The organism is Streptomyces sp. SID8352, assembly GCF_009862265.1.
GTDB lineage: Bacteria > Actinomycetota > Actinomycetes > Streptomycetales > Streptomycetaceae > Streptomyces.
In genome coordinates this window covers 20,784-41,851 of the sequence record NZ_WWGX01000045.1, presented here as the reverse complement: position 1 = coordinate 41,851, position 21,068 = coordinate 20,784, and the positions used below count along the sequence as shown (strand labels likewise).

The 21,068-nt window shown below is 72.4% G+C and carries 20 protein-coding genes and 1 pseudogene; 19 read left to right on the top strand and 2 right to left on the bottom strand.

Features of this window, described 5'->3' with window-relative positions; all coding sequences use genetic code 11:
- Nucleotides 1-23: 23 nt before the first annotated feature.
- Nucleotides 24-767 carry a hypothetical protein gene (locus GTY84_RS17180; RefSeq protein ID WP_161227154.1) on the bottom strand — a complete coding sequence of 248 codons (744 nt, stop codon included), beginning with the start codon at nucleotides 765-767 and terminating at the stop codon, nucleotides 24-26.
- A gap of 1,272 nt (nucleotides 768-2,039) precedes the next feature.
- Nucleotides 2,040-2,795: a GntR family transcriptional regulator gene (locus GTY84_RS17175; protein WP_161227153.1), complete on the bottom strand. Its 756-nt coding sequence runs from the start codon at nucleotides 2,793-2,795 to the stop codon at nucleotides 2,040-2,042.
- Nucleotides 2,796-3,200: 405 nt separating this feature from the next.
- Here GTY84_RS17175 and GTY84_RS17170 point away from each other — a divergent pair, with 405 nt between their 5' ends.
- From GTY84_RS17170 to GTY84_RS33905, 19 genes and pseudogenes are all read left to right on the top strand, one after another.
- Entirely contained in the window at nucleotides 3,201-4,061 is an 861-nt protein-coding gene (locus tag GTY84_RS17170) for a hypothetical protein (protein WP_237532330.1), read from the top strand.
- An 86-nt stretch (nucleotides 4,062-4,147) separates the two neighbouring features.
- A complete protein-coding gene (locus tag GTY84_RS17165) occupies nucleotides 4,148-4,741 on the top strand; it encodes a WhiB family transcriptional regulator (protein WP_161227152.1) in 594 nt (197 codons plus the stop codon).
- A 151-nt stretch (nucleotides 4,742-4,892) separates the two neighbouring features.
- Nucleotides 4,893-5,330 carry a hypothetical protein gene (locus GTY84_RS33045; RefSeq protein ID WP_202551284.1) on the top strand — a complete coding sequence of 146 codons (438 nt, stop codon included), beginning with the start codon at nucleotides 4,893-4,895 and terminating at the stop codon, nucleotides 5,328-5,330.
- Between the two features lie 288 nt (nucleotides 5,331-5,618).
- On the top strand, nucleotides 5,619-5,825 hold the full coding sequence (locus GTY84_RS17155) for a hypothetical protein (protein ID WP_161227151.1): 207 nt from the start codon (nucleotides 5,619-5,621) through the stop codon (nucleotides 5,823-5,825).
- A gap of 2 nt (nucleotides 5,826-5,827) precedes the next feature.
- Complete coding sequence (locus GTY84_RS17150) at nucleotides 5,828-6,004, top strand: hypothetical protein (RefSeq protein ID WP_237532329.1); 177 nt, start codon at nucleotides 5,828-5,830, stop codon at nucleotides 6,002-6,004.
- Between the two features lie 112 nt (nucleotides 6,005-6,116).
- On the top strand, nucleotides 6,117-6,476 hold the full coding sequence (locus tag GTY84_RS17145) for a hypothetical protein (protein ID WP_237532328.1): 360 nt from the start codon (nucleotides 6,117-6,119) through the stop codon (nucleotides 6,474-6,476).
- A 473-nt stretch (nucleotides 6,477-6,949) separates the two neighbouring features.
- A complete protein-coding gene (locus GTY84_RS17140) occupies nucleotides 6,950-8,602 on the top strand; it encodes a DUF2637 domain-containing protein (protein ID WP_345943471.1) in 1,653 nt (550 codons plus the stop codon).
- Between the two features lie 112 nt (nucleotides 8,603-8,714).
- Entirely contained in the window at nucleotides 8,715-9,191 is a 477-nt protein-coding gene (locus GTY84_RS17135; protein WP_161227148.1) for a hypothetical protein, read from the top strand.
- Nucleotides 9,191-9,496, top strand: coding sequence for a hypothetical protein (locus GTY84_RS17130; protein WP_202551279.1), 306 nt, complete (start codon nucleotides 9,191-9,193; stop codon nucleotides 9,494-9,496). Before GTY84_RS17135 ends, GTY84_RS17130 begins: the two co-directional genes overlap by 1 nt.
- Before the next feature lie 129 nt (nucleotides 9,497-9,625).
- Nucleotides 9,626-11,863 carry an ATP/GTP-binding protein gene (locus GTY84_RS17125; protein WP_345943470.1) on the top strand — a complete coding sequence of 746 codons (2,238 nt, stop codon included), beginning with the start codon at nucleotides 9,626-9,628 and terminating at the stop codon, nucleotides 11,861-11,863.
- Between the two features lie 24 nt (nucleotides 11,864-11,887).
- Complete coding sequence (locus GTY84_RS17120) at nucleotides 11,888-12,304, top strand: conjugal transfer protein TraB (RefSeq protein WP_161227146.1); 417 nt, start codon at nucleotides 11,888-11,890, stop codon at nucleotides 12,302-12,304.
- 85 nt (nucleotides 12,305-12,389) lie between these two features.
- Nucleotides 12,390-14,537 (top strand): chromosome segregation protein ParM, encoded by a 2,148-nt coding sequence (locus tag GTY84_RS17115; protein ID WP_161227145.1) that lies wholly within the window; start codon nucleotides 12,390-12,392, stop codon nucleotides 14,535-14,537.
- Nucleotides 14,538-14,645: 108 nt separating this feature from the next.
- Nucleotides 14,646-15,200: a hypothetical protein gene (locus GTY84_RS17110; protein WP_161227144.1), complete on the top strand. Its 555-nt coding sequence runs from the start codon at nucleotides 14,646-14,648 to the stop codon at nucleotides 15,198-15,200.
- A gap of 20 nt (nucleotides 15,201-15,220) precedes the next feature.
- Nucleotides 15,221-15,616 (top strand): annotated as a pseudogene (locus GTY84_RS17105) (GGDEF domain-containing protein); the annotation flags it as partial.
- Nucleotides 15,613-18,993 (top strand): AAA family ATPase, encoded by a 3,381-nt coding sequence (locus GTY84_RS17100; RefSeq protein WP_345943469.1) that lies wholly within the window; start codon nucleotides 15,613-15,615, stop codon nucleotides 18,991-18,993. The pseudogene GTY84_RS17105 and the gene GTY84_RS17100, both read left to right, overlap by 4 nt.
- Nucleotides 18,994-19,344: 351 nt before the next feature.
- Nucleotides 19,345-19,596 (top strand): beta/gamma crystallin domain-containing protein, encoded by a 252-nt coding sequence (locus tag GTY84_RS34670; RefSeq protein ID WP_345943468.1) that lies wholly within the window; start codon nucleotides 19,345-19,347, stop codon nucleotides 19,594-19,596.
- Between the two features lie 174 nt (nucleotides 19,597-19,770).
- Nucleotides 19,771-19,911: a hypothetical protein gene (locus GTY84_RS33040; protein ID WP_202551283.1), complete on the top strand. Its 141-nt coding sequence runs from the start codon at nucleotides 19,771-19,773 to the stop codon at nucleotides 19,909-19,911.
- A gap of 89 nt (nucleotides 19,912-20,000) precedes the next feature.
- Nucleotides 20,001-20,423 carry an RNase adapter RapZ gene (locus tag GTY84_RS17090; protein WP_161227142.1) on the top strand — a complete coding sequence of 141 codons (423 nt, stop codon included), beginning with the start codon at nucleotides 20,001-20,003 and terminating at the stop codon, nucleotides 20,421-20,423.
- The gene (locus GTY84_RS33905; protein ID WP_237532327.1) at nucleotides 20,420-20,734 is read left to right on the top strand and encodes a hypothetical protein; all 315 of its coding nucleotides are present in this window, start codon (nucleotides 20,420-20,422) and stop codon (nucleotides 20,732-20,734) included. Before GTY84_RS17090 ends, GTY84_RS33905 begins: the two co-directional genes overlap by 4 nt.
- The last annotated feature ends 334 nt before the right edge of the window (nucleotides 20,735-21,068 follow it).

Below are 21,068 nucleotides of genomic sequence, written 5' to 3'. Positions count from 1 at the left end.
GCCCGCACTGCGTGGAGAGTGGGTCACAGCCGGATGCGGTCGATGCCGCGGTCGTGGTTCTGCGCGGGGACGGCGGGGTGGTCCAGGGCGGTCTCGGCGGCGGCCAGCAGGGTCGCTGCCTTGCGCCGGTTCTCCTCCGCCTCGGCCTCTGCCTCGACGGAACGGGCGGCGGCGGCCTGACGGCGCGCGCGGGCGTCTCCCCGGGGGGACCGGTCGCTGCGGCGGCGCCGGGACTTGCCCGCCTCCAGGAACGCCCGGGCCCCCGCGATCGCGTCCGACATATCGAGCGCCGCCTCGGCGACAGGCGCAGCAGCGGCGGCCGGGGCCTGGTCGCCGTCGTCGAGGCTGCTGCGGCACGGGACACACGCAGCGGCAGGCCGGTGAGGGTGCTGCGGGCAGGGGTCGTCCACCGCGCCCGGTCCGGTGCCTCGAGCGGTCCCGGCGGAGGCGTCCGGGCGCCGGGACCAGGCGGCGTGGCGGGGCAGGTTCCTCAGCCGGGCCGGGATCACCCGCGGGTACGCGCCCCGGATCGAGCGCTCGTCCGCGGTCAGCCACCGCTCCAGCTCGGCATTGAGGGGCCAGCCCTGACGGCGGACCGCCTCCGCGAGCAGCGGCGCGTACTTCGCCACGTCCTGCGGCCCGCACGCCCACCGGCCGGGCAGCATCTCCAGAAATCCCGCCGCCGCAGTGAGCTCTGCCTCGCCTACGCCCTGGGCATCGCCGGGGTTGGTGTTGGGCGCGGTGCGCGTGGTGTTCCCACCCGCCACAGCCTCAGCATCCGACCCGGGAGTCGTTGCCCGTGGGGGGACGGTAGGGGGGTTTACCAACCCACCAGGGGGGGTGTGGGGGGGAAACCCGTTCCCGCTTCCCGGAACGCCGGAAGCGGGCTGACCTGCGGGAACACGCTGCCGACCGCTTCCCGGAACGCCGGATACGGCGTTACCGCTTCCGGCATTCCGGGAAGCGGTGTGACCTGCGGAAACGTCAGAATGACCGTTCTGCGAGTTTGTCGCTTCCGGTGTTCCGGGAAGCGGGCTGACCTGCGACGATGCCAAACCGGAAAGCGAGGTACGCCTTTCCTCCCCCGCCTCCGGGGACGTTTCCCGGGCAGGGTTCCACGCCGGGTTGTCGTACACCTCGTACGAGACCTGCCCAAACCTCCCCGGCTCCCCAGACTGGACCCGGCGCACGTACCCCGCCTCGATCAGCCGGTTGAAGGCGTCGTAGACCGCATCCCTGCCAACCAGCACCTTCGCGTTCTTCGCCGACCGGATCCCCTGCTCCTTCAGCTCCGCCCACAGCTGGGGCGGCGTCAAGGTCCGGCCCTCCGCCGTCGCAAACAGCAGGTGCAGCAGCACGACGTAGTCGAGCGAGTGCACCAGGCCCCCGCCGTAGACCATGTCGCGGAACACCGTGACCGCCCCGGTCGGCGCCTTCCCGCGGGTGATTCCACCCGCCTCGTCCACCACCTTCTCGCTGCCTGGCTTACTCATCGGACACCTCCGACGCCACACGAGCGGCGGTAGACGGGGGTGCTCCGGGTAGACGGCGTGGCGCGGCCGTGTCCACAGGAGCGGACGGCGGGCACGGCGGTGTGGGAAGTGATCGCCCCGGCAGCCTCGCGCGGACTACCTGTGGACAGAGACCGACGAGCGATCCCTCCCATGGGGTGGGCCACGACTTCGGAACGCGTTCCGCGCCACGGGACGTAGCCCCGTAGCGCGACGAGGGACCGTACCGGATGGCAGTGCTGATGGCGGTGGTGCATTTTCTCCCCATTCAGGGGAGCCGTGACCAAAGGTGCGACCTGACGGAGACCACTGACAGTGGCGTCCCGCGTGGCGGAACGCTTATCCTGGGTACAGGTGACTGCGCGGACCCACGGGTCCACGGGCATCACCCCGGAGAGGTCACCTCACCGGACACGACTCGAGGTTCCTGGAAGTTCTGTCGAGTCGATTCAAGGAGCCGCTCCACCCCTGCAAGGGCGGAGCGGCTTCGCCCGTTCTACGGGCCGTGTTTGATTATCATTTGTCCCTTCAGCCCTGGATTTCCATCGTTACGCGGTGGTGGAGCGGTGCTGTTGTGACCGTGACATAGAGGGTGCTTCCGTCGGCGGTCTTTGCGATGCTGACGATCTGGAACCCTGGGCTCCCCTCCGGCATCCCGAGGGCTGTCGAGGCGGCAGCTGGCATCGGATCCGCCGTGATCTGGCAGGTAGTGCGAGCCACGTCCCACCCCAGCCAGTCCGCCACACGAACCCCATGCGGCGGCTTCAGGGGAGGCGCGCCAACCGGGGCCAGCATGGGAGGGAGGCCCTCGTGCCCCTCTGGCCGACGATTAGCGACCTCATACGGCAGCACTGTCAGCTTGTGCTGTACCGGCACGTCGTCGATCCGGCGTACTCGGTGCCGCTCGACTACAGAGCTTGCCTCCGGTAGGCCCCAGTTGGCCCATTCCGCAGGTGCTGTGCTTTGGCGCACCAGGTAGGTCTCTTCGGTAGCCGCTCCTTCGGGAACACTGGGGGTCCACGCCTTTCCTTGGGCGAGGTCCGGCGGCGAATAGGTGCCGAGGTAGGCGTCGGCCGCCGGGCCGGCCGTCACCGTGGTGCCGCTTCCAGCAGCGGTGCGGGTGAGCCCTAGCGCGGCCAGCACCGCATATGCGGCCGCAGCGGTCTGCTGGCTCACTCCGTACTGCTCGGCTAGGTCTCGGACGCTAGGCAGACGAGTGCCGTAGCGGTACTGGCCCGCGGCGATGCCCGCTCGGATGTCGGTCACGATCGCGTTCGCAGTCATCGTGTCTCTCCTCTCTGTGCCTTGCGTATGTCCAGCCTAGTCGTGTCAAGCCTGTGCAGCTTTAGGTTGACATTAGTCAAGGAGCTTAGCAACCATCTTGACACCTCCGGGGTGAGGGGATCTAATCAAAGTGATCCCAGCGCAGGGCGAGCAGCCAAGCGCGGGGAGTAGTCACGACCTGTACCACCGCAGTTCCTCAGCTCGTTTTTTCGGAGACGGGCAGGTGGTCGGAGGCGGTAGCACGATCAAACCCCCCGGCTGGCAGGACTGTGTGCACGACCTCAGCGCTGATGCGCTGCCTGTCCGCCAGGACTCGGGCCGATGGCTCGTGGGCCTGGTGGGCGGAGAGAGCATCCGCCCCGTGAACCCCTCCCTCTGCCTCTTCCTTTCTGCCGAGGAGTCGCCATGCCTCAGCTCGCCATGCCCAAGGCCGCCAAGCGCAAGGGCCGCACCCGTACCTCCCGCCTCAGCCCCCTCGCCCCGATCGTCCTCTCGACCCTGTCGCCAGGCCACATCGACATGCGGACCGTGGAGACCACGCAGACCTGCCGCATCTCGATGGTCTGCCCGGACTGCGAAACCTGGGTGGCCGTCACCCCCCACCGCGGTACCTACCTGGTCAAGACGGTCCCGCACCACACCGGCAAGGCCGGCGTTGCCGACGCGATCCGCTGCCCCTCCAGCAACCGCCTCGTCGACGTGGACATCACCGACTACGCCTGGCGCCGCCAGTACAACGAGTGGGCGCGCGAGGAACGCCTCGCCGTCGACCTCACCCGCCACCGCCGCGCCACCGTCCAGACCCTCAAGGTCGCCCGGCCCCAGGAACGCCCCGCCGACCGGCGAGCCCAGTGGGAGCGTGTGGTTCCCGCCGCCCGCCAGGCCGACGCCGCCCGGGCGGTCCCCGCCGACGCGATCCCCACCACCTGCGGCCGGGCCGTAGACGGACCCGCCGGCGCCCCGCTGGCCATGACCCCCCAGACCGCCGGGGACAGCCGCTCCGTCCGCGCCCTGGCCACCGGCACCCCCCGCGCCCTGGCCGACGCCAACCAGGACCGCTCCGCGAGCGACGTCCTCGAGGAGCACCTCACCCGCGCCGCCTACACGCACCTGGCCACACTCTGGCGCCGCCCCCTGACCCCGGCGGACCAGCCCGCGCACACCGCTCTGGTGGCTGCGGTCAGGGCCGCACTGCCCGCCCCGGCCCCCGGCGAGACCGTCACCGTGTACGCCGCTCGCTGCCACCGGCCCGCACTCGCCGCCTGATCCGCCAGCACCACCACGGCCTCGCCCCGCCCGGGCGAGGCCGTAGCCGTCCCTGCCCTGCCCCACCACCAGATCCGGAGGATCCGATGCCTGTCCCCCTGCCCCCGACGTCTCGTCGGCCCAGCACCACCGAGCGTGAGGACGACGCCGAAGGCTACGAGCCGGAACAGGCCCGCCGGTCCCGCCGGGCCACACTCCAGGCGGCAGTCGATGCCGCCGCCGAGTGCGCCGACAGCGACCCGGATGCCTTCTTCCGTGAGGACGGGGAGGCGCAGAGGAGCTGGCAGGCACGGCGTGCGGACGCCCTCCGGGTGTGCTCCGGATGCCCGGTGCGTGCCGCGTGCGAGGAACTCGCGCTGCGGGACGGTGACGGCCAGGCCGCTGCGGACGACATGGTCCGCGGAGGGCGGACCGGCCCGGAACTCGCTGCTGCCCGTACCGAGCACGCTGCCCGGCTGGCGGCCGCGACCGACGCCGACCGGGACACCGAGGGCCGGCGCCTGGACGCGCTCGTCATCGGGCTCATTCACACCGCCCTGGCGAGCCCCGACCGGAGCCGGGGCGAGAGGGGCAGCCATGGACAGGCCGCGCAGAGCGCGCGCATTCGGCACCTTGCCGCTCAGATCCGCGAGATCCGCACCGCCCGCCGGGCCCGCACCGGATGGGGAACTGCTGCCTGACCGCCCGCCACGGTCCCTCTCCCACCCAACCAGAGCACGGAAGGGGGGTGGGAGAGGGGTCGTGGCTGGCCGTCCGGCCAGCCAGACGAGGCGACAGCCCCGGGGGCGCAACCCCGGGGCTGTCCGGTCAACGGTCCTGAAGGAGATCCCCTTGACCACGACGATCATGACACGACCCGCGGCCCGTACGACAGTGGCCGCAGCCGGTCCGGAGTACTGGTGCGACCAGTGCCGTGGCTTCCACTCCGGTCCCTGCCCGGCCGCCGCGCACCGCCGGCTCGGCGAGCTGCTGGAGCGGATGGTCCGCGAGGCCGACACCCGTATCCCGGCGGAGCGTCGGGCGCGGCGCACGCTCCAGGAGATGGCGCCCGGCTACGAGCGCCAGCCGATCCTGACCCTGCTCCCGGCCCGGCCGGGCACGCCCGCCGCCTGGCGGTGCACCAGCCCGGCCCCGCAGGCCCCGCGGGCGCAGCGGCCGTGCGGTACGTGCGACGGGAAGGGCGGCTGGGTCATCGACACCAGCGGTGGCGGTATCACCCGGAAGTCGTGGCAGACCTGCCAGGCCTGCAACGGGACGGGGGCCGCCTGATGGAGATGTCCGTGACCCGTCTGACCGACGCCGAGCGCGAGGAACTCTCGCGGAAGGTCCGCGAGGCCAACAAGGAGTCCGAACGACGGCCCCGCTGACCGTCCGATGGCTCACCTCATAGAGGCGGCCCGGGCCGCGCAGCACCGCGCGGCCCGGGCCGCCGCCCGCCTCGGGTCCCGGCATCCCCTGACCCGCCTGCTCCTGGCCGCCGCCGGCGCCACCGCGGCAGCCGCGTGGGACCGGGGCCACCGGGTCCTCGACCTACACCGCCACGAACACGGAGAACCAATGACCACCCAGCACACCCACGGTCCCACCTTCGGCCGACGCGTGGACGGGTGCCCGCGCTGCGACGAGCTGGACGCCGGGGCCGCCCCGGTCCGCTGGAGCACCAGCCGGGCCCGCGAGGACGAGCGGCGCCGGTCCGCCGAGATCCGCGCCCACGACTGCCGGGCCGCCGGATGCGCGGTCGTCTGCACCTACGGGGACTGGTGACCGTGAGCGCCCTCTACGACCGCTACCAGAGCGCCCACCAGGCCCACCGGCAGCACGCCGCCGCCTGCGGCCGCTGCACCGGCCAGACCCGCTGCCCCGAAGGGGAGCGGACCTGGGAGCTGTTCGAGTCCCTTCAGGACGCCTACCTGGAGCGGCAGCGCCGCCGCACCGGCTCCTGATCCGGTCTGGCGGCTGCCTGATCCGCCCGCACCGACCGCCGACCACGGCGGCCGGGACGGGCGGTGAAAGGGGAGCCGGACAGCCCGGACCGAACAGCTGAGGGAGGCCCTCATGGCCACGACGATGACCCCGCTCCAGCCCGGCACGGAAGCCGCTGCCCAGGCATGCGCCTTCGCGATCTTCGGCAGCGACATCCCCCCGGTCGATCCCGAGGACTGCGACGGCAGCTGGCGCACCACCCTTCACGTCATCGCGGAGGAGTGGGCGGGCGAGGGGCGGGTCGAGCGGCACGCCGCCCGCACCGCGACCGCGCTCAACGAGCTGCCCGCCACGCAGCAGCGGTACGGCGCCGGCTCGCCCCAGGCGTTCGCCGACGGCAGCAGGCTCCAGCCGCTGACCGGCCGGTGCCGCCGCTTCGGCATCACCACCGCCGACCTGACCCGGAACGGCGCGCAGTTCCCCGAGAGCTGATTTCGCGCCCGCCCGGGCTGGTTTCGCGCCCGCCCGGTGGGAGCCGCACCCAGTTTCGAGCCCGCCCCGTGACGCTTCGCGAGACCGGCCGCCCCTCCCCCGGGCCGTCGGCCTTTTGGCGCGCGCGGAGCGGGTAGGGCGGGTGCCAGTTTCGTGATCAACCGACCGCACCGACCCCGCTTCGGGAACGCACCGCCGCGTTTCGGGAGCAGCCCCTGCCGTTTCGCGCACGCCCTGAACGCCCCCTTGGGAGGCCCTACATGACGCTCACCGACTGGCCGCAGACCGCGGTCGAACCCGACCCCGACTCTGCTTCACCGGCCGCCGTTTCGGGAACGTCCACACCGGTTTCGCGGACGCCCGGTGCCGTTTCGGAGACGGCGGGGTTCGTTTCGGAGACGGAAAGCGGAACCGGAGCCAAGCCCTCCCCGGGGAAGCTGACCGGTAGCCAGAAGTGGGCGGCCGGGGCGATCGTGATCGCCGCGCTCGTCCTCGCGGGCATCGGCCTGTACCTGTCCTTCGAGCATGTCGCGATCTTCGCCTACGAGCGGCTCCGCTTCGGCTCGCTGGGCAAGGGCCAGATGTTCGCGGTCGGCGTCGACGTCGGCATCATGGTCATGATCGCCGTCGACCTGCTGATGGCCTGGCTCAAGCGCCCCATCAGCTGGATCCGCTACCCGGTGTGGCTGCTGACGGCCGTCACGGTCGTCCTCAACGCGGCGTCCGGCGCTCCCCGGGACCGGGCGTGGGCGCTGATGGACTACGTCGCGGCCGGCGCCCACGGCGTCGTACCGGTCCTCTTCATCATGGTGGTGGAACTCGGCCGCGACGCGATCGACCGCGTCGTCCGGCCCGACCAGGCCGAACGCGACTCGATCCCGTGGCTGCGCTGGATCCTCGCCCCGGTCGCGACGGCCCGGATCTTCCGCCGGATGCGGCTCTGGGGCGTCACCTCCTACCCGGAGATGATCCGCCGCGACCAGGAGCTCATCGCCTACGAGCAGTGGCTCAGGCGCAAGTACGAGGGCGACATCTCCCAGGCCACCGAGGACGAGCTGCTGCCGATGAAGATGGCCCCCTACGGCTACACCGTCGCCCAGGCCCTGGCCATGCCCGACGAGCAGGAACAGGCAGCCGCCGAACGCGAGGAAGACGCGGAGCGCCGCCGTCTGGACGCGGAGACCCGCAGCGAGGTCGCCAAGGCGGAGTCCGCAGCCGAGCGGCTGCGCGCCAAGGGCAAGGTGGAGCTGGTCCAGGCGGAGGTCGACGGCCAGACCGGCCAGGCCCGCGCCCACGCCCGTGCCCAGGTCAACGCCGCAGAGCGGGCCGCTGAGCTGGAGCAGCAGGCCCTCGACAAGGCCGTGGTCGCCGAAGCCCGCGCCCGCGAAGCGGAGGCGGAGCGCAAGGAGGCCCAGGAGCGCAAGGCGGCGGCCGCCGCTGATCTGGAAAGGGCCGGCCTCGAGCAGAAGGCCGCCGAGCAGCGCAGGGCGGCGGCCGAGGCCGACAAGGTCGCAGCCGCGGAGGCCGGCGCGATCGAGACCGAGCGGATCGCGCAGGCGCGCAAGGCGGCGGCCGCCGCCGATCTGGAGGCGGCCGGGCTGGAGCACCAGGCAGCCCAGAAGCGGAAGGAAGCGGCGGAGGCCGACCGGGTCGCCGCGGCGGAGGCGCAGGCGATCGAGACCCAGACCATCGCCGAAGCCCGCCAGGCCGCTGCCGAAGCCGACCGGCGTGCTGCCGAAACGGAGAAGGCCACCGCCGAAACGCGGCGCGCCGCTGCCGAAACCGACCGCAAGAAGGCGGAGGAGGAGCGCCGCCAGGCGGCCGCTCTCGCCGACGCGGCGCGCTCCCGGAAGGGGGCCGCCGAAGCCGAGAAGGCTGCTGCCGAAACGCGGCGGGCCGCTGCCGAAACCGAGCGGCGCGCGGTCGAAGCCGAGGACGCGGCGAAGCTCAAGCCGCGCGAGCGGGCGGTCCGCAAGGTCGCCCGGATGATCCTCGCCGTCGGCGGCGGCGCCGACCAGCTGCCGCTCTCCCACATCCAGAACGAGCTGGCAGTCACCTCGCCCGGCACGGCCTCGGAGTACCGCCAGGAGGCGGCCGAGCTGCTCGCCGGCGGCTACCGCCCCTGATCCACCGTCCGGCACACACCAGTGAGGGCCAGCCCGCGCTAATCGGGCTGGCCCTCGCTGCGACTGCCGGAAGCAGTCACAGCCACCAGTACACCAGGAGGGAACCCCCGCCGTGAACAGCAACGACCCGAACCACTCGCCTCTGCGCGATGTCGCGCAGAGCCCGGAGGCCACCGCCCGCTACCTGGCCGATGTCCAGCGGGTCCTGCTGGACATCGGCAAGAACCTGGAGACCCTCGCCATCGAGACCCGCGTGCACCTGCGCAAGACACACGTGGAGGGCGACCGCTGGTACCACGCCAGGCTGCGCGCGATGCCCGTGGAAAAGGCCCTCGGGCAGGTCCTGAGGAACCTGAACAGCCTCACCGAGGGCCTGGAAAAGAGCGCCTACAAACGCCGTGCCCATGATGAGGCCGTGGTGAATACGGCCAAGGAAAGGGAGGAAAAGGAGCTGGAAAGGCAGCGGAAGAAGAACCCGCCGGTCCTCCAGGCCGCGCCCGGCCCTCTGCAGCAGGATGCGCAGCCGCAGAATTCTGGCTACAGTGGTCCCGCGTCGATTTACGACCTCGGTAAGAGGGAGTCGGCGTGATGCGCCCCCTCAGCAGCATCGAACGCTCCATTCAGGGGCGGGTGGGCTGGCTGGAGGAAGAAGAGCGCAAGGCGATCGAGAGTCGTGGTGAGACCGGCCGGATGGAATTCTGGCTCCGCGTCACCCGGACTGAAATCACCAGGGAAGTCAAAGCCGGTCGTAGTGATGTCCTCACCGCTTTCACGCTGGTCTGTCGTCTTTTCAGGCTGGTGCTGGAGAAGCGGCAGGCGGGCGACCCGCGGCTGTTCGACCACCTCATGCAGTACGCGGACACCGTCCTGAAGCAGCACGGCCCGCGTCACTGAGCGTCACCCACGAAGGCCTCGCCGGGCTCCGGCGGGGCCTCGCGCGCGTAAAGCGTGCACACGTGCACGTGCACGCGCGTGCACACGAGACCCCACTGTCTGTCAAGTCCCCAGGAAGGGGGGGTGCCCGTGTCCGACGACCCTGACGACACCGGCGACGGAAGCCTGGTCCAAGGCCCCTGGAGCGGCGATTCCACCTATTCGCTGCCTCCGACGCCGGATTTCATCGACACCATTCCGCCTCCGGAAGGCATTCCGGAGGCTCCCCCGGAGCGTCCGGAGGAGACCACGATGGAACTGCCGCCGATTCCGGCCGCACCGGACCCGTCAACGGCACTGCGTTCCGAAGGAATTAATTCCCCGGAACCGAATGAAGGCGAAGATGAATACGGGGAAGGTGAATACGGCCAGTCGCGTTCTCTTGCCGACCGTCTCGGTGACTGGCTGGAGTTCCGGCTTGAAACGGCGCGGGCCAGGCATGAGAGCGAAACGCCTTTCCGTGAAGCTGAAATAGTGCGGAAGGCGGCGCTGCTGGAGGGACGCACCGCGCAGGAAGTCGCGATGATGGAGCAGAACGGAAGGCTCCGCGCCGCGATGATGAAAGCGAAGGGCGACAGGGCGGCGGCGCGCTCGAAGGCCGATGCCGACCGCACGAAGGCGTCCGGCCCGGCGTCCGGCTCCGGGATGGGGGCGGACAAGGGCCGCTCGAAGACCGGCGGCGGTGGTGGCGGGTCCTCGCGCGGCGGAGGCGGCACGGGCCCGGCCCGCAACAACGCCCCGGGCCCGGGGCCGAACCGGACCGGTCCGGGTCCGAACCGGTCCGGGCCGTCGCACGGTTCCCACTCCGGAGGTTCCAACTCCGGCGGCCCTGGCGGACGTTCGGGGTCCGGCGCGAACGGAGGCGGGGGCGGCAAGGGTGGCGCGAAGGGCTCCGGAGGGGGTTCTGGTGGCCGTTCACCCGGTTCCGGGCGCGACGGTTCGTCCGGGGGGTCGAAAGGCTCTCAGGCGGGCTCTGGCGGCTCCGGCCGCAGCGGCAACTCGAAGAGCGACGGCGGCGGCCGGACAGAGCGCACTCCGGCATCCGGCGCCGGCGCCGAGCGGGCCCGGGGCCGCCAGGACCGCGCCGGGGCCCGGCAGAGCGGGCGGCAGGAACGGCGCAGCACCGGGCACGCCGCGGATGTCGCGGACCGGTCCAAGGACCGCGACCAGGCCCGTGCACAGAGGCAGCAGGCGTGGGAGGACCGCCGTGCGAAGCGGCAGGAGCGGGCCGAGGTCCGCAGGGCGAAGCGGGAAGCCGCGGCGACGGCCGGCCCGGGCCGTACCACGCTGGGCCAGGCCGTCGGCGAGGAAGCCCAGCGCCGCTGGGACAAACGCCGCGCCGACGCGCAGGCCGCCGCCGACGCGAAGGACGGCAAGACCGGCGCGGAGAAGGTCAGCCTGACCAAGGAGAAGGACAAGGGCGCGGGCGGCGCGGGTGGGAGGGCCGCCAAGGACAGCGCTGACGGAGCCTCTGGCGCCGCGAAGGGGGGTGAGCCGGGGACCGGTTCCAAGGCCGGTGACGGGGCGCCTGACGGCTCGAAGAAGAAGCGTCGCCGGCCCCGGCGTCGGCGCGCTGGTGGCGCGGGCCGTACCCGGCGGCGCGGGCGGGCCCGCACGGCGGGCCGGCCGGGACGCGCGGGCAAGCGCGGGGCGGGGCAGCGCGGCCGCCCGGCCGGCAGCCCGTTCGGTGAGGAGGACACCACCCCGACCGTGGAGTGGCCCGGACACGAGACCCGCCCGCCCCGCCGCGCCGCGAAGAAGGGGGAGGACATCGTCGACGCGGACATCGTCCCAGACGCGCCCGCAGCCGTCACGGCCGGCGCCGCCGGCCTGCCGCCCGCGCCGGAAAAACACACCGCCAGGCCCGGCACCAGTCGGCCGACCAGCACGGAGGAGAGCAGCGTGAGCCCGGAAGTCAGCAGGCCGTCCGGTGCGGGCGGCCTGGCCGCCCAGCACCGCACGGACATCACGTTCGACGACTACCTGGTGGGGATGGCGAACATCGCCATCAAGACCGCCTCCGACCAGGAGCGTGCCGAAGCCCTGATGGAGGCCCTGGGCAAGGTCGCGGACGCGCTCCGGGAGATGGCCGCCGACCTGGTCGGCGACCACAACGTGGCCACCGCGGTCACCGACCTGATCGCGGACCTGGCCGACTCCGCGACCCGCATGAAGGCCCAGGCCGAGCGGTGCGCCGAGCAGTGCGACATCGCCAAGGAAGCCGCGAAGCTCGCCGCCAGGGAAGTCGCCCGCGTGTACGGCGAGGACATGGCCGCCAAGGAGGACTCCGGCCTCGCGCACGCGTCGGCCGCGGTCCACCACGACTAGAACGACCTGGAGGACTTTCCGCTGATGAGCGATCTGACGCCCCGCAGCACCAGCACGGCGCCCGCCCAGGCCGACGGCGACAACCGCTACAAGGCCGTCCAGGCCAAGCTGTCCCGGCTCGGCAAGGCGATGGAAGACGCCGGCCTCGAGCTGGAGTCGTTGCAGCGCAGCATGCAGGCCACCGCCAACGACTCCGGCGACATCGCCCAGGACATCGCCAACGCCCAGCTCGACCCGAGGTTCGTGGTGCTCACGAACGCCGTCGAGACCGCCCTGTCAGGCGCCGCCCGCGCGGTCCGCACCCTGTGCGACACCGCCCAGGAGACCGCCGACCTCACCCACGAGACCCGGCACACCCACTCCAGGCTCTACGGCGCGCTGGACGACATCCGCTCCACCCGGCGCGAGAAGACCCCCAAGCCCGGGTTCTTCAACCGCTGACCTTCCCCTCCCCCACCCCATCCCGCCACGGGCGGCCCCGCACACCTCGCGGGGCCGCCCGTGCCCGTTCCCGAAGGAGAAGCCGGTGACCACGCCGCGCAGTGCCGTGCTCGAACGCCTCGCCTACACCCTCACCGCACCGGTACTGGCCGCGGCCCCGAACCTCTGCCCCGACAGTCCCGTCAACCAGGTCGTGCAGTTGGCCGGCGCGGCCGGGATCGGCGGCATCGTCCTCGCGGTCAGGAGCGACGAACCCGGCGCCGGACGCAAGATCCTGCGCTGGACCCCGCTCGTGGCCGCCGCCGCGATCGACGTCGCTGCCGGGCACACCGCCGGCTTCGGCCCGTACTGGCTCGACGGACTGCTCGCCGCCGCATGGGCGGCCGCCGGGCTGCTGGTGCTGCCCTACTCCCGGCACACCCGCAGCCATCACCGTCCCGCCCTCGCCGCCCCCGCCCCCCGGCCGGCGCCCGCCGAAGTCCCCGAGCCGGCGGCCCCGGTGGTGCCGGACGACAGCGCGGACCTCCTCACCCGCGGGGTGCGGATGATGTGGGAACAGGCCGGAATGCCCGGCCGCACCCACGTCGTCAAGGCCACCCGGCACCCCGGCCAGCAGCACGACATGACGATCCTGCTGCGCGCCTCGGAGACCGGACGGCCCATCACCGGCCTCACCGAAGCCGCGGTCGCCGCGCCGTTCGGCGTGCCCTCCGGCGACGTCGTCCTGGCGGAGGTCGCCGTCCAGCCCGGCCGCCAGGGCGGCCCCGGCTGGATGGAGGCCCGCATCACCCCCGACGCCAGCCAGCGCCGCCGCAAGGCCCCCACCGACCAGGAACGCTGGGTCGACAAAGTCGGCTCGCCCAAGGGCGGCGCCCCCGGCTCCGAACTGGTTCACAAGACCCGTGACGACGAACGCGGCGTCACCTTCTACCGGGCCCGGATGGCCGACTCCACCGAGACCCCGCGTGTCGACCTGCCCAAGGTCTGCCGCGGCCTGGGCCTGCCCGAGGACGACTCCTGCGTGTTCGTCCTTGTTGACGGCAGCGAGTTCCTGATCAGCGTGTTCGACTCACCGCCGCTGTCGCAGATCTTCCGGGCGACCCGCGAGCTGCTCACCCCGGACTCCAAGGGCATGTACGTGTGCGGGTACACCATCACCGGCCAGCCGGTGAAGACGATGGTGTACCAGCACGACAAGAACGCCCCGGCCCACGGCCTGACCCTCGGGGTCTCCCGGTCCGGCAAGACGCAGTTCTTCGCGATCCACATGGCCGCCCAGTGCCTGGACGGCGAGGTCGTGTGGCTGGGCACCGTCCGCAAGGACGAGAAGACGAGCGTGCTCGGCCGGTACATCGACCGTCAGGGCTCGACCGCACTGTGGATGGCCCGCTCGCTGCGGGCGGCGAAGGCGCTGTGCGAGATCAGGGCGGACATGCCCTGGCCCCACGACGGCCAGCCCCACGACTACAAGCCGGGCGATGCGCGCTGCCCGTACCGGCAGCTCAACGTCTACGGTGACGAGTTCATGACCGCGGCACAGGACGCGGACTTCGGCGAGTTCATCCAGAAGGACGGCGAGGACCTCACGGTCACCGGCCTGAAGTACGGCATCGGCTTCAACCCGGCCGGGCAGTCGCCGTTCGCGCACAACGGGTTCTCCACGGAGATGAAGGACAACCTGCGCCAGAACTCGAGGCCGGTCATCTTCAACATGGGTTCGCCCGGCGCCACCCGCAAGGCAGCGGAGGGCACCATGGAGAACGCCTACGACGTGCCGACCATCCCCGCCCGCTACTCCCGCACCGAGGGCTCCGCGATCGAGCGGGCCATGCGCGGCGAGGCCGACCCGGAGAACGGTGTCTCCACGGGCGGCGTCGCGGTCATCGTCCTCGACAACGGCCGCGCCGTCCTCATGCGGTCGCTGTACGCGGACTTCGACACCGACCTCTCCGAGCTGTTCCCCGCCGAGGTCAACCGACTCACCGACCACGAGATCGCGGAGCTGGAGAAGCGCGGCCTGTGGTTCGACTGGAACGAGCCCGTCAGGCCCGGCGAGTTCTGGCCCGAACCCGACGAGGACGACGACGGCGACGGCAAGCCCCGCCGGCGCGGCGGCGGAGGCGGAGGCGGCAAGTTCGGCGAGCGCGGCTCCAAGGGCGGCGGTCGCCGCTCCGAGCAGGTCGCCTCGCCCCGCCAGGCGCTGGAGGCCATCAAGAGCCTCACCGACGCCTGATCACCCCCACCCCCACCCGCTCCCCTCCCCCGCTGCACGACGCCGGAGAGCGCTGCCGGAGAACGCCCCCCGGCAGCGCCCTCCGGCGTTCCTTGCCTGGAGCCCGCCATGCCCGACACCGCCCTCTCCCCCGCGCTGCACCCGCCCGCCCCGACCACCCGCCAGGCCGCCGCCGCGCCGCCGACGGCACTGACCCTTGAGGAACGCCTCACCCTCGTGGACATGGAGATGACGGCGCGTCTGAACGAAGCGGCCGTCGCCCACGCCGTCAACACCGCGCACATCCCCACCGGGCCCGTGGACCTGGGTGACGTCGTCACTGTCCCGCTGACCCCGACGCTCCAGCCACCGGCCGCCTATCCGACCCCGGTCGCCGCGCTTCTGCAGCGGGCCCACCACCGGCTGCTCACCGGCGGCTGGTGCTCCGGCGCCCTGGTCGACGAGGACGGCGCCCGTTGCATGCTCGGGGCCATCCGCGCCGAGGCCCGTGGCGACAGCGGCCTGGAAACCGACGCCGCCTCGGTGCTCCTGGACGCGATCCGCCGCACGTTCGGCGACGACGTGGACTCCGTGCCGTCCTTCAACGACGCCCACGGATCGGCCCGTACCCCGCTGCGCATGGTCGACCAGGCCGCTGGCCTCGCCGACGCCCGCGGCCTGTGAATCCCAGCTTTCCGGACCACGCCGTCCTGGCCGCGACCGCCGCCAGGCTCACCGCGTGGGCGGGCCCGCGCGCCGCTGTGGGCAGGCTCGGAGGCGATGAGTTCGCCGTCGTCGTCCCGGTGCCCGCCGCGCCCCTGGAGCAGCGCCTCGCGCAGCTGGTCCGGATGCTGCACACCCCCGTCGTCCTAGACGACGGCCGCACCGTCGATGTCGCCGCCTCGGTCGGCGCCGCAGCCACCGGCGTCCTCGGCACCCGCGACCTGACCGCGTTGCAGCGGGCCGCCGACGCCGCCCTGTACGACGGCAAGCACTCCGGCCGCGCCCACCTCGCCACCGCCGCGCACGCCACGCTTCCGTCCGTCAACGGCCGGCGGGCCAGGCGGCCGGGCACGGTAGTCTGGGGGCGAGCGGCATGAGCACCCACACCGGAGCCCTTCCGCCGGCGGGCGACTGGATCCGCGGAATCAGCGTGAAGCAGCCGTGGACCACGTGCATTGTCGCCGGGGCCAAGACGGTCGAGAACCGCCCGCAGCCCTGGTCCTGGCGCGGCCTGGTGCTGCTGCACGCGGGCCTGCAGATCGACCGGCCCGCCCTGCACCTGCCGCATGTCGTCCGCACGATTCGAGGCCGCGAGCTGCCGACCGGCGCCGTGATCGGTGTCGCCCGGCTGACCGGCTGCCACCAGGACCCGCACGGCTCCCCGCCCTGCACCGAATGGGCGCAGCCCGGCCGGTGGCACCTGGAGCTCGCCGACGTCCGGGAGCTCGCCCTGCCGGTCCCACTTTGTACTGGCATGACGGCAGGCACTTCGCCTGACACACGCGAGCTTCCTACTCGAGGAGGACGGCATGAGCGGCCCCGCTCGGCGAGGGCCTCCCTCTGGCCGACAATCGACCCGGAGGAACGGGGGCCGCATAAATTTTCAGGTGCCGGGCGGGAGAAGGACAGGGCCGGGGCGCCAGTCCGGCCCACCGTCTGCCGTCGCCCCCGGGAGAGCCAAGAGATGCTGGTGGGCCGGAGCACAGAGCGCAAGGCGATCGAGCGGCTGCTCGCCGCGGCACGGACGGGCCGCAGCGGCGTGTTGGTGGTGTGCGGTGAGGCCGGTATCGGAAAGACCTCGCTCCTGGAGCACGCCGGCGACGTCGCGTCGGGGTTCCGGGTGGAGCGTGCGCCCGGCGTGGAGTCCGAAATGGAGTTCGCGTTCTCCGGCCTGCACCAGGTGTGTGCGCCGTTGCTGGACCGGCTGGGCGCGCTGCCCCCGCCCCAGCGGACCGCCTTGGGGGTGGCGTTCGGGCTGTGCGAGGGCGAGCCACCGGACCGGTTCCTGGTGGCGCTCGCCACCCTGGGGCTGTTGGCCGAGGCCGCCGAGGAACGGCCGCTGCTCTGCCTGATGGATGACGCCCAGTGGTTGGACACGGAGTCCGCGCAGACCCTCGCCTTCGTGGCGCGGCGGGTGAGGGCCGAGCGGCTGGGGCTCTTGTTCGCGCTGCGCGACCCCGCCCCGGCCCCCGGCCACGATTCCGGCTCCGGCTCCGGCTCCGGTTCCGGCTTCGGCGACGCTTGCCCGTTCGCGGGACTGCCGAAGCTGCGCCTGGCCGGGCTCGGCGCGGCGGACGCACGACAGGTGTTGGCCACGGCGGTCAGGACGCCGATGGATCAGCGGGTACGCGACCAGATCATCGCCGAGGCGCGGGGCAACCCGCTGGTGCTGGCGGAGCTGCCCCTGAGCGCAGGGCCGGAGAAGCTGGCAGGCGGATTCGGACTGCCGCACGAACTGAGCGTGCCGCGCAGGATCGAGGAGAGCTTCCGGCGCCGATCGCGCGACCTGCCGGCCGGGACACGGTTACTGCTCCTGGTCGCGGCGGCCGAGCCACTCGGCGACACGGCACTGCTGTGGGACGCGGCAGCGCATCTCGGCATCGACGCCGACGCGGCCGCAGGGGCTCAGACAGCGGGCCTGCTGGAGGTCGGCACCCGGGTGCGGTTCCCCCATCCGCTGGTGCGTTCGGCGGTCTATCGGGCGGCCGAGCCGTCCGACCGCCGCCGTGCGCACTACGCACTGGCCATGGCGACCGACCCCCGGACCGAGCCCGACCGCCGCGTCTGGCACCGTGCGCAGGCCACCCTCGGCGCCGACGAGACGATCGCCGCCGAACTGGAGCGTTCAGCCGGTCGGGCACGGGCCCGTGGCGGACCGGCCGCGGCGGCCGCGTTCCTGGAACGGGCCGTCATGCTGACACCCGGGCCCGGCGACCGCGCACGCCGTGCCCTGAGCGCCGCGCACGCCAAGCACACGGCCGGCGCGCCCAGCGCCGCCCTGGAGTTGCTGACGGTCGCGGAGGCCGGCCCCCTGCCCGCGCTGGGGCGCGCCCGGGCAAAGCTGCTGGGCGCCCAGATCGCGTTTCACGCCCTGCGCAATCACGACGTGCCCGGAATGCTGCTGGACGCCGCGAAGGAGTTCGCCCCGCTGGACGCCTCACTGGCCCGCGACATCTGCCTACAGGCCCTGGAATCCTCCCACCTGCGCGGTACGTCCCCCCATGGGGTGCTGGAGGTGGCCGCAGTCGCCCGGGCGGCGTCGCCACCGTCGACGCCGCCACACGTGGTGGACCTCTTCCTCGACGGACTGGTGGTCAGGGCCACCAGCGGGCACGAAGCCTGCGTGCCCCTCCTGCAACGGGCGCTCACCTCCCTCGATGACCGTGATCACGAACCTCACCGGGGAGAGCGGGACGGCGGGGACAGCCGTTGGCTGCTGCTGGCGAGCCGCGTCGCGACGGCACTCTGGGACGACGAGGCGCTCCACACGATCGCCACGCGCCATGTCCGCCTTGCCCGCGAGGCCGGCGCGCTGGCCGCACTGCCCTCCGCGCTCCACTGCCTGGCCGCCGTAGTCCTGCTCACCGGCGAACTCACCCGCGCCGCCGAGCTGGGTACCGAGGCCGCCGCGTACACGCGGGTCACGGACGCCTCACCGCTGCCCAGCAACGACATCCTGCTGGCGGCCTGGCGCGGCCGGCAGACCGCGGTCGACGAGATGCACGCGGCTGTCGTCGACGCGGCCGACGGACAGGGTGAGGGTACGGCGGCCGGTCTGGCCCACTACTCCCTGGCGGTGCTGCACAACGGCTTGGGGAACTACACCGCCGCGCTCGCCGCCGCGATGCTGCCGTACCAGTTCGACGAGTTGGTGCACAGCAACCTGGCACTGCCCGAGCTGATCGAGGCGGCTGTCCGCTGCGGGCGGCCCGAGCTCGCTGCCGGCGCGCTGCACACGCTGAGTTCGCGAGCGCGCGCCAGCGGCACCGAGTGGGCCCTGGGGCTGGCCGCCCGCTCGCGGGCGCTGACCAGCAGCGGGCCGGCGGCCGAAGAGTCGTACCTGGAGGCGATCGAACGGCTCGGCCGCTGCCGCATGACCTTGGACCTCGCCCGGGCCCATCTTGTCCATGGCGAGTGGCTGCGCCGTGAACGCCGCCCTCAGGAGGCCCGCGAGCATCTCCGCACAGCCCACCGGATGCTCTCCGACAGGGGCGCGGCGGGATTCGCCGCCCGCGCCGCCCGCGAGCTGCGCGCCACCGGTGGACAGCCCCACCAGCGGTCCGCCGGACCGGCCGATGCGCTCACCGCCCACGAGCTGCACATCGCTCGGCTGGTCGCCACAGGGGCCACCTCCAAAGAGGTCGCCGTGCGGTTGTTCCTGAGCCCGCGCACGATCGACGCGCACTTGCGCACCATCTTCCGCAAGCTCGACATCACCTCCCGCCGCCAGCTGCGCGGCCTGCTGCTGACCTGACCCCCGGGGACCGTCCGCGTGAGTCCTCCCGGATCTCCGTATAGGCGATGTTCGCCGATGCCGCGACGGCACGGCAGCGGTGATGCTGGCACACGTCCCGCCGGGGCGAGGTCGTCCACGGAGATGACCGCACCGGATTCAGCGGCAGCCCTGTCGTGAGCGGCATACGGGAGCCGGAAGTGCTCGCTGCGGTACGGGCCTGGTCCGCACCACCGAAGGAGAAGCATGAAACCGTCCATACGTCGGCCTCTCGGACTCGCCGTCGCCACAATGGCCGCCTTGGCCGCCGCAGCGGTACCCGCCGTCGCGAGTGCTCCGCAGACCGATGGCCGCACCCCGTTCATCAACGGCGTGCCCTGCAACCAGACTGATTTCCTGGAGATCCACAACAACAACGGCCAGAGCGTTCTCTGCTTCGCGAACGGTGGGGCCATGCCGGTCGCCATCTACGGCGTCAACTGGGTCGAGTCCGGCAACAACAGGGTGCGGCTCCAGTTCCAGCGGAATCTGAACAACCCGACGCTCGAGGACGTCACCCTGGCGAAGTGGACCACGTGGAACCCCGGCCACGTCCACAAGGTGATTCGGATCGAGATCTTCTAGGCCGACCCGGACATCACCACCGGGTAACACCAAGCCCGCGTCGAGCCCGGCCCGCCGAGTGACGGCCGGGCTCGACGCGGGCTGGCCGCAGCCGGGGAGCAGGACGGTTCTGCGCTGTGGTCCTGGAGCTGCCCGCCGAACGCCGGGAGCAGCGCCTCGCGCAGCTGGGTCCGGATGCTGTACACCCCGGTCACCCTGGACGACGGCCGCACGGTCGACGTCGCCGCCCCGGTCGGCGCCGCACCCCCGGACGTGATCGACGGACGCGATCTGACGCGCCTGCAAAGGGCGGCCAACGCAGCCACCACCCGGTAGCACCACCTCGGAGCGCCGCGCCCCGCCCTTCCCGGCCGGGCGCGGCGCTCCGCATGTCCCGCCCCTCACCACCGAGCAGGAGGCTCCCCTTGCGCACGATCCGTCTGACCTCGTTCGGCTACCTGCACCTGCCCACCGGCCAGGACGGCTCCCCCGTCCCGCCCGCCGCCGACCGGATCGAAGACGTCCGGGCCCGGCTGCGCGACCCGGCCGCCGCCCGCGACATCCTCGACCTCGACGGCCTCAACCCCCGCGTCCAGGACGTCGTCCTCAACACCCCCGGCGCCCGCGAGTTGCTCGCCAACCTCGCCGACTACGCGACCCTGCCCGCCGGCCCTCGCCGCATCGCCATCGGTTGTGCAGGCGGGAGGCACAGGGCATCCGGCCTCATCGAGCTCCTTGCCCGAGAAGTCCGCGCCCGCGGCCTCCAGGCCGACATCGAACACCTCCACGTCCATCTGCCGCGCGTCCTGAAGACGGCGGCCGACACCGGCACCGGTGCGGGCGCATGACCACCGGCGAGACCAACGAGGGTGACGACGGCGCCCCGCACCCCACAGAACAGATCTGGACGCCCTGCGCCGACGGCGTGGCCGACGATGGGTTCATCGCCCACCAGGGCCTGTTCGTCGCCGGGATCGACGGCGGCTCCGAAGATGACCTCTACCCGGTCGGCTTCCTCGTCCTCGGGCATCAGCGGTGGACCGACACATCGAGGCCGCCGCCGCGTACATGGCCCGGGTCCACGGTTGGCGGAACCGGCATCTGTAACCCGGCGGCGATCCGGCGGTGCTCATCCCCCGCATCCCGCGCGCAGTCCTGACGCACGGCCTCTTCTTACGGCACCTGCATCCGGAGCACGTCTGCGGATGCGAGTGGGATGGCACCTGGCGCATGGTCTGGGCGCGCGGCACCAAGCCCGGCGCCGTTCCGGTGACCGCCTTACGGCACCCGGCCGCCGCAGTGACCGCTGTCGGGATCCCCAATCCCGACAGCGGCGCACCTGCGATCTGGACAGTCTGACAACCGAAGGCCCGGCCCACCTCAGAACGATCTGGGGAGGTGCCGGGCCTTTTTTGTGTTTCGGGCCTTGGACATGCCTGCTGGTTGCGTACGACCCCACGAGCAGTGTGGCCGATCCCTCTACCTCTGCCCCT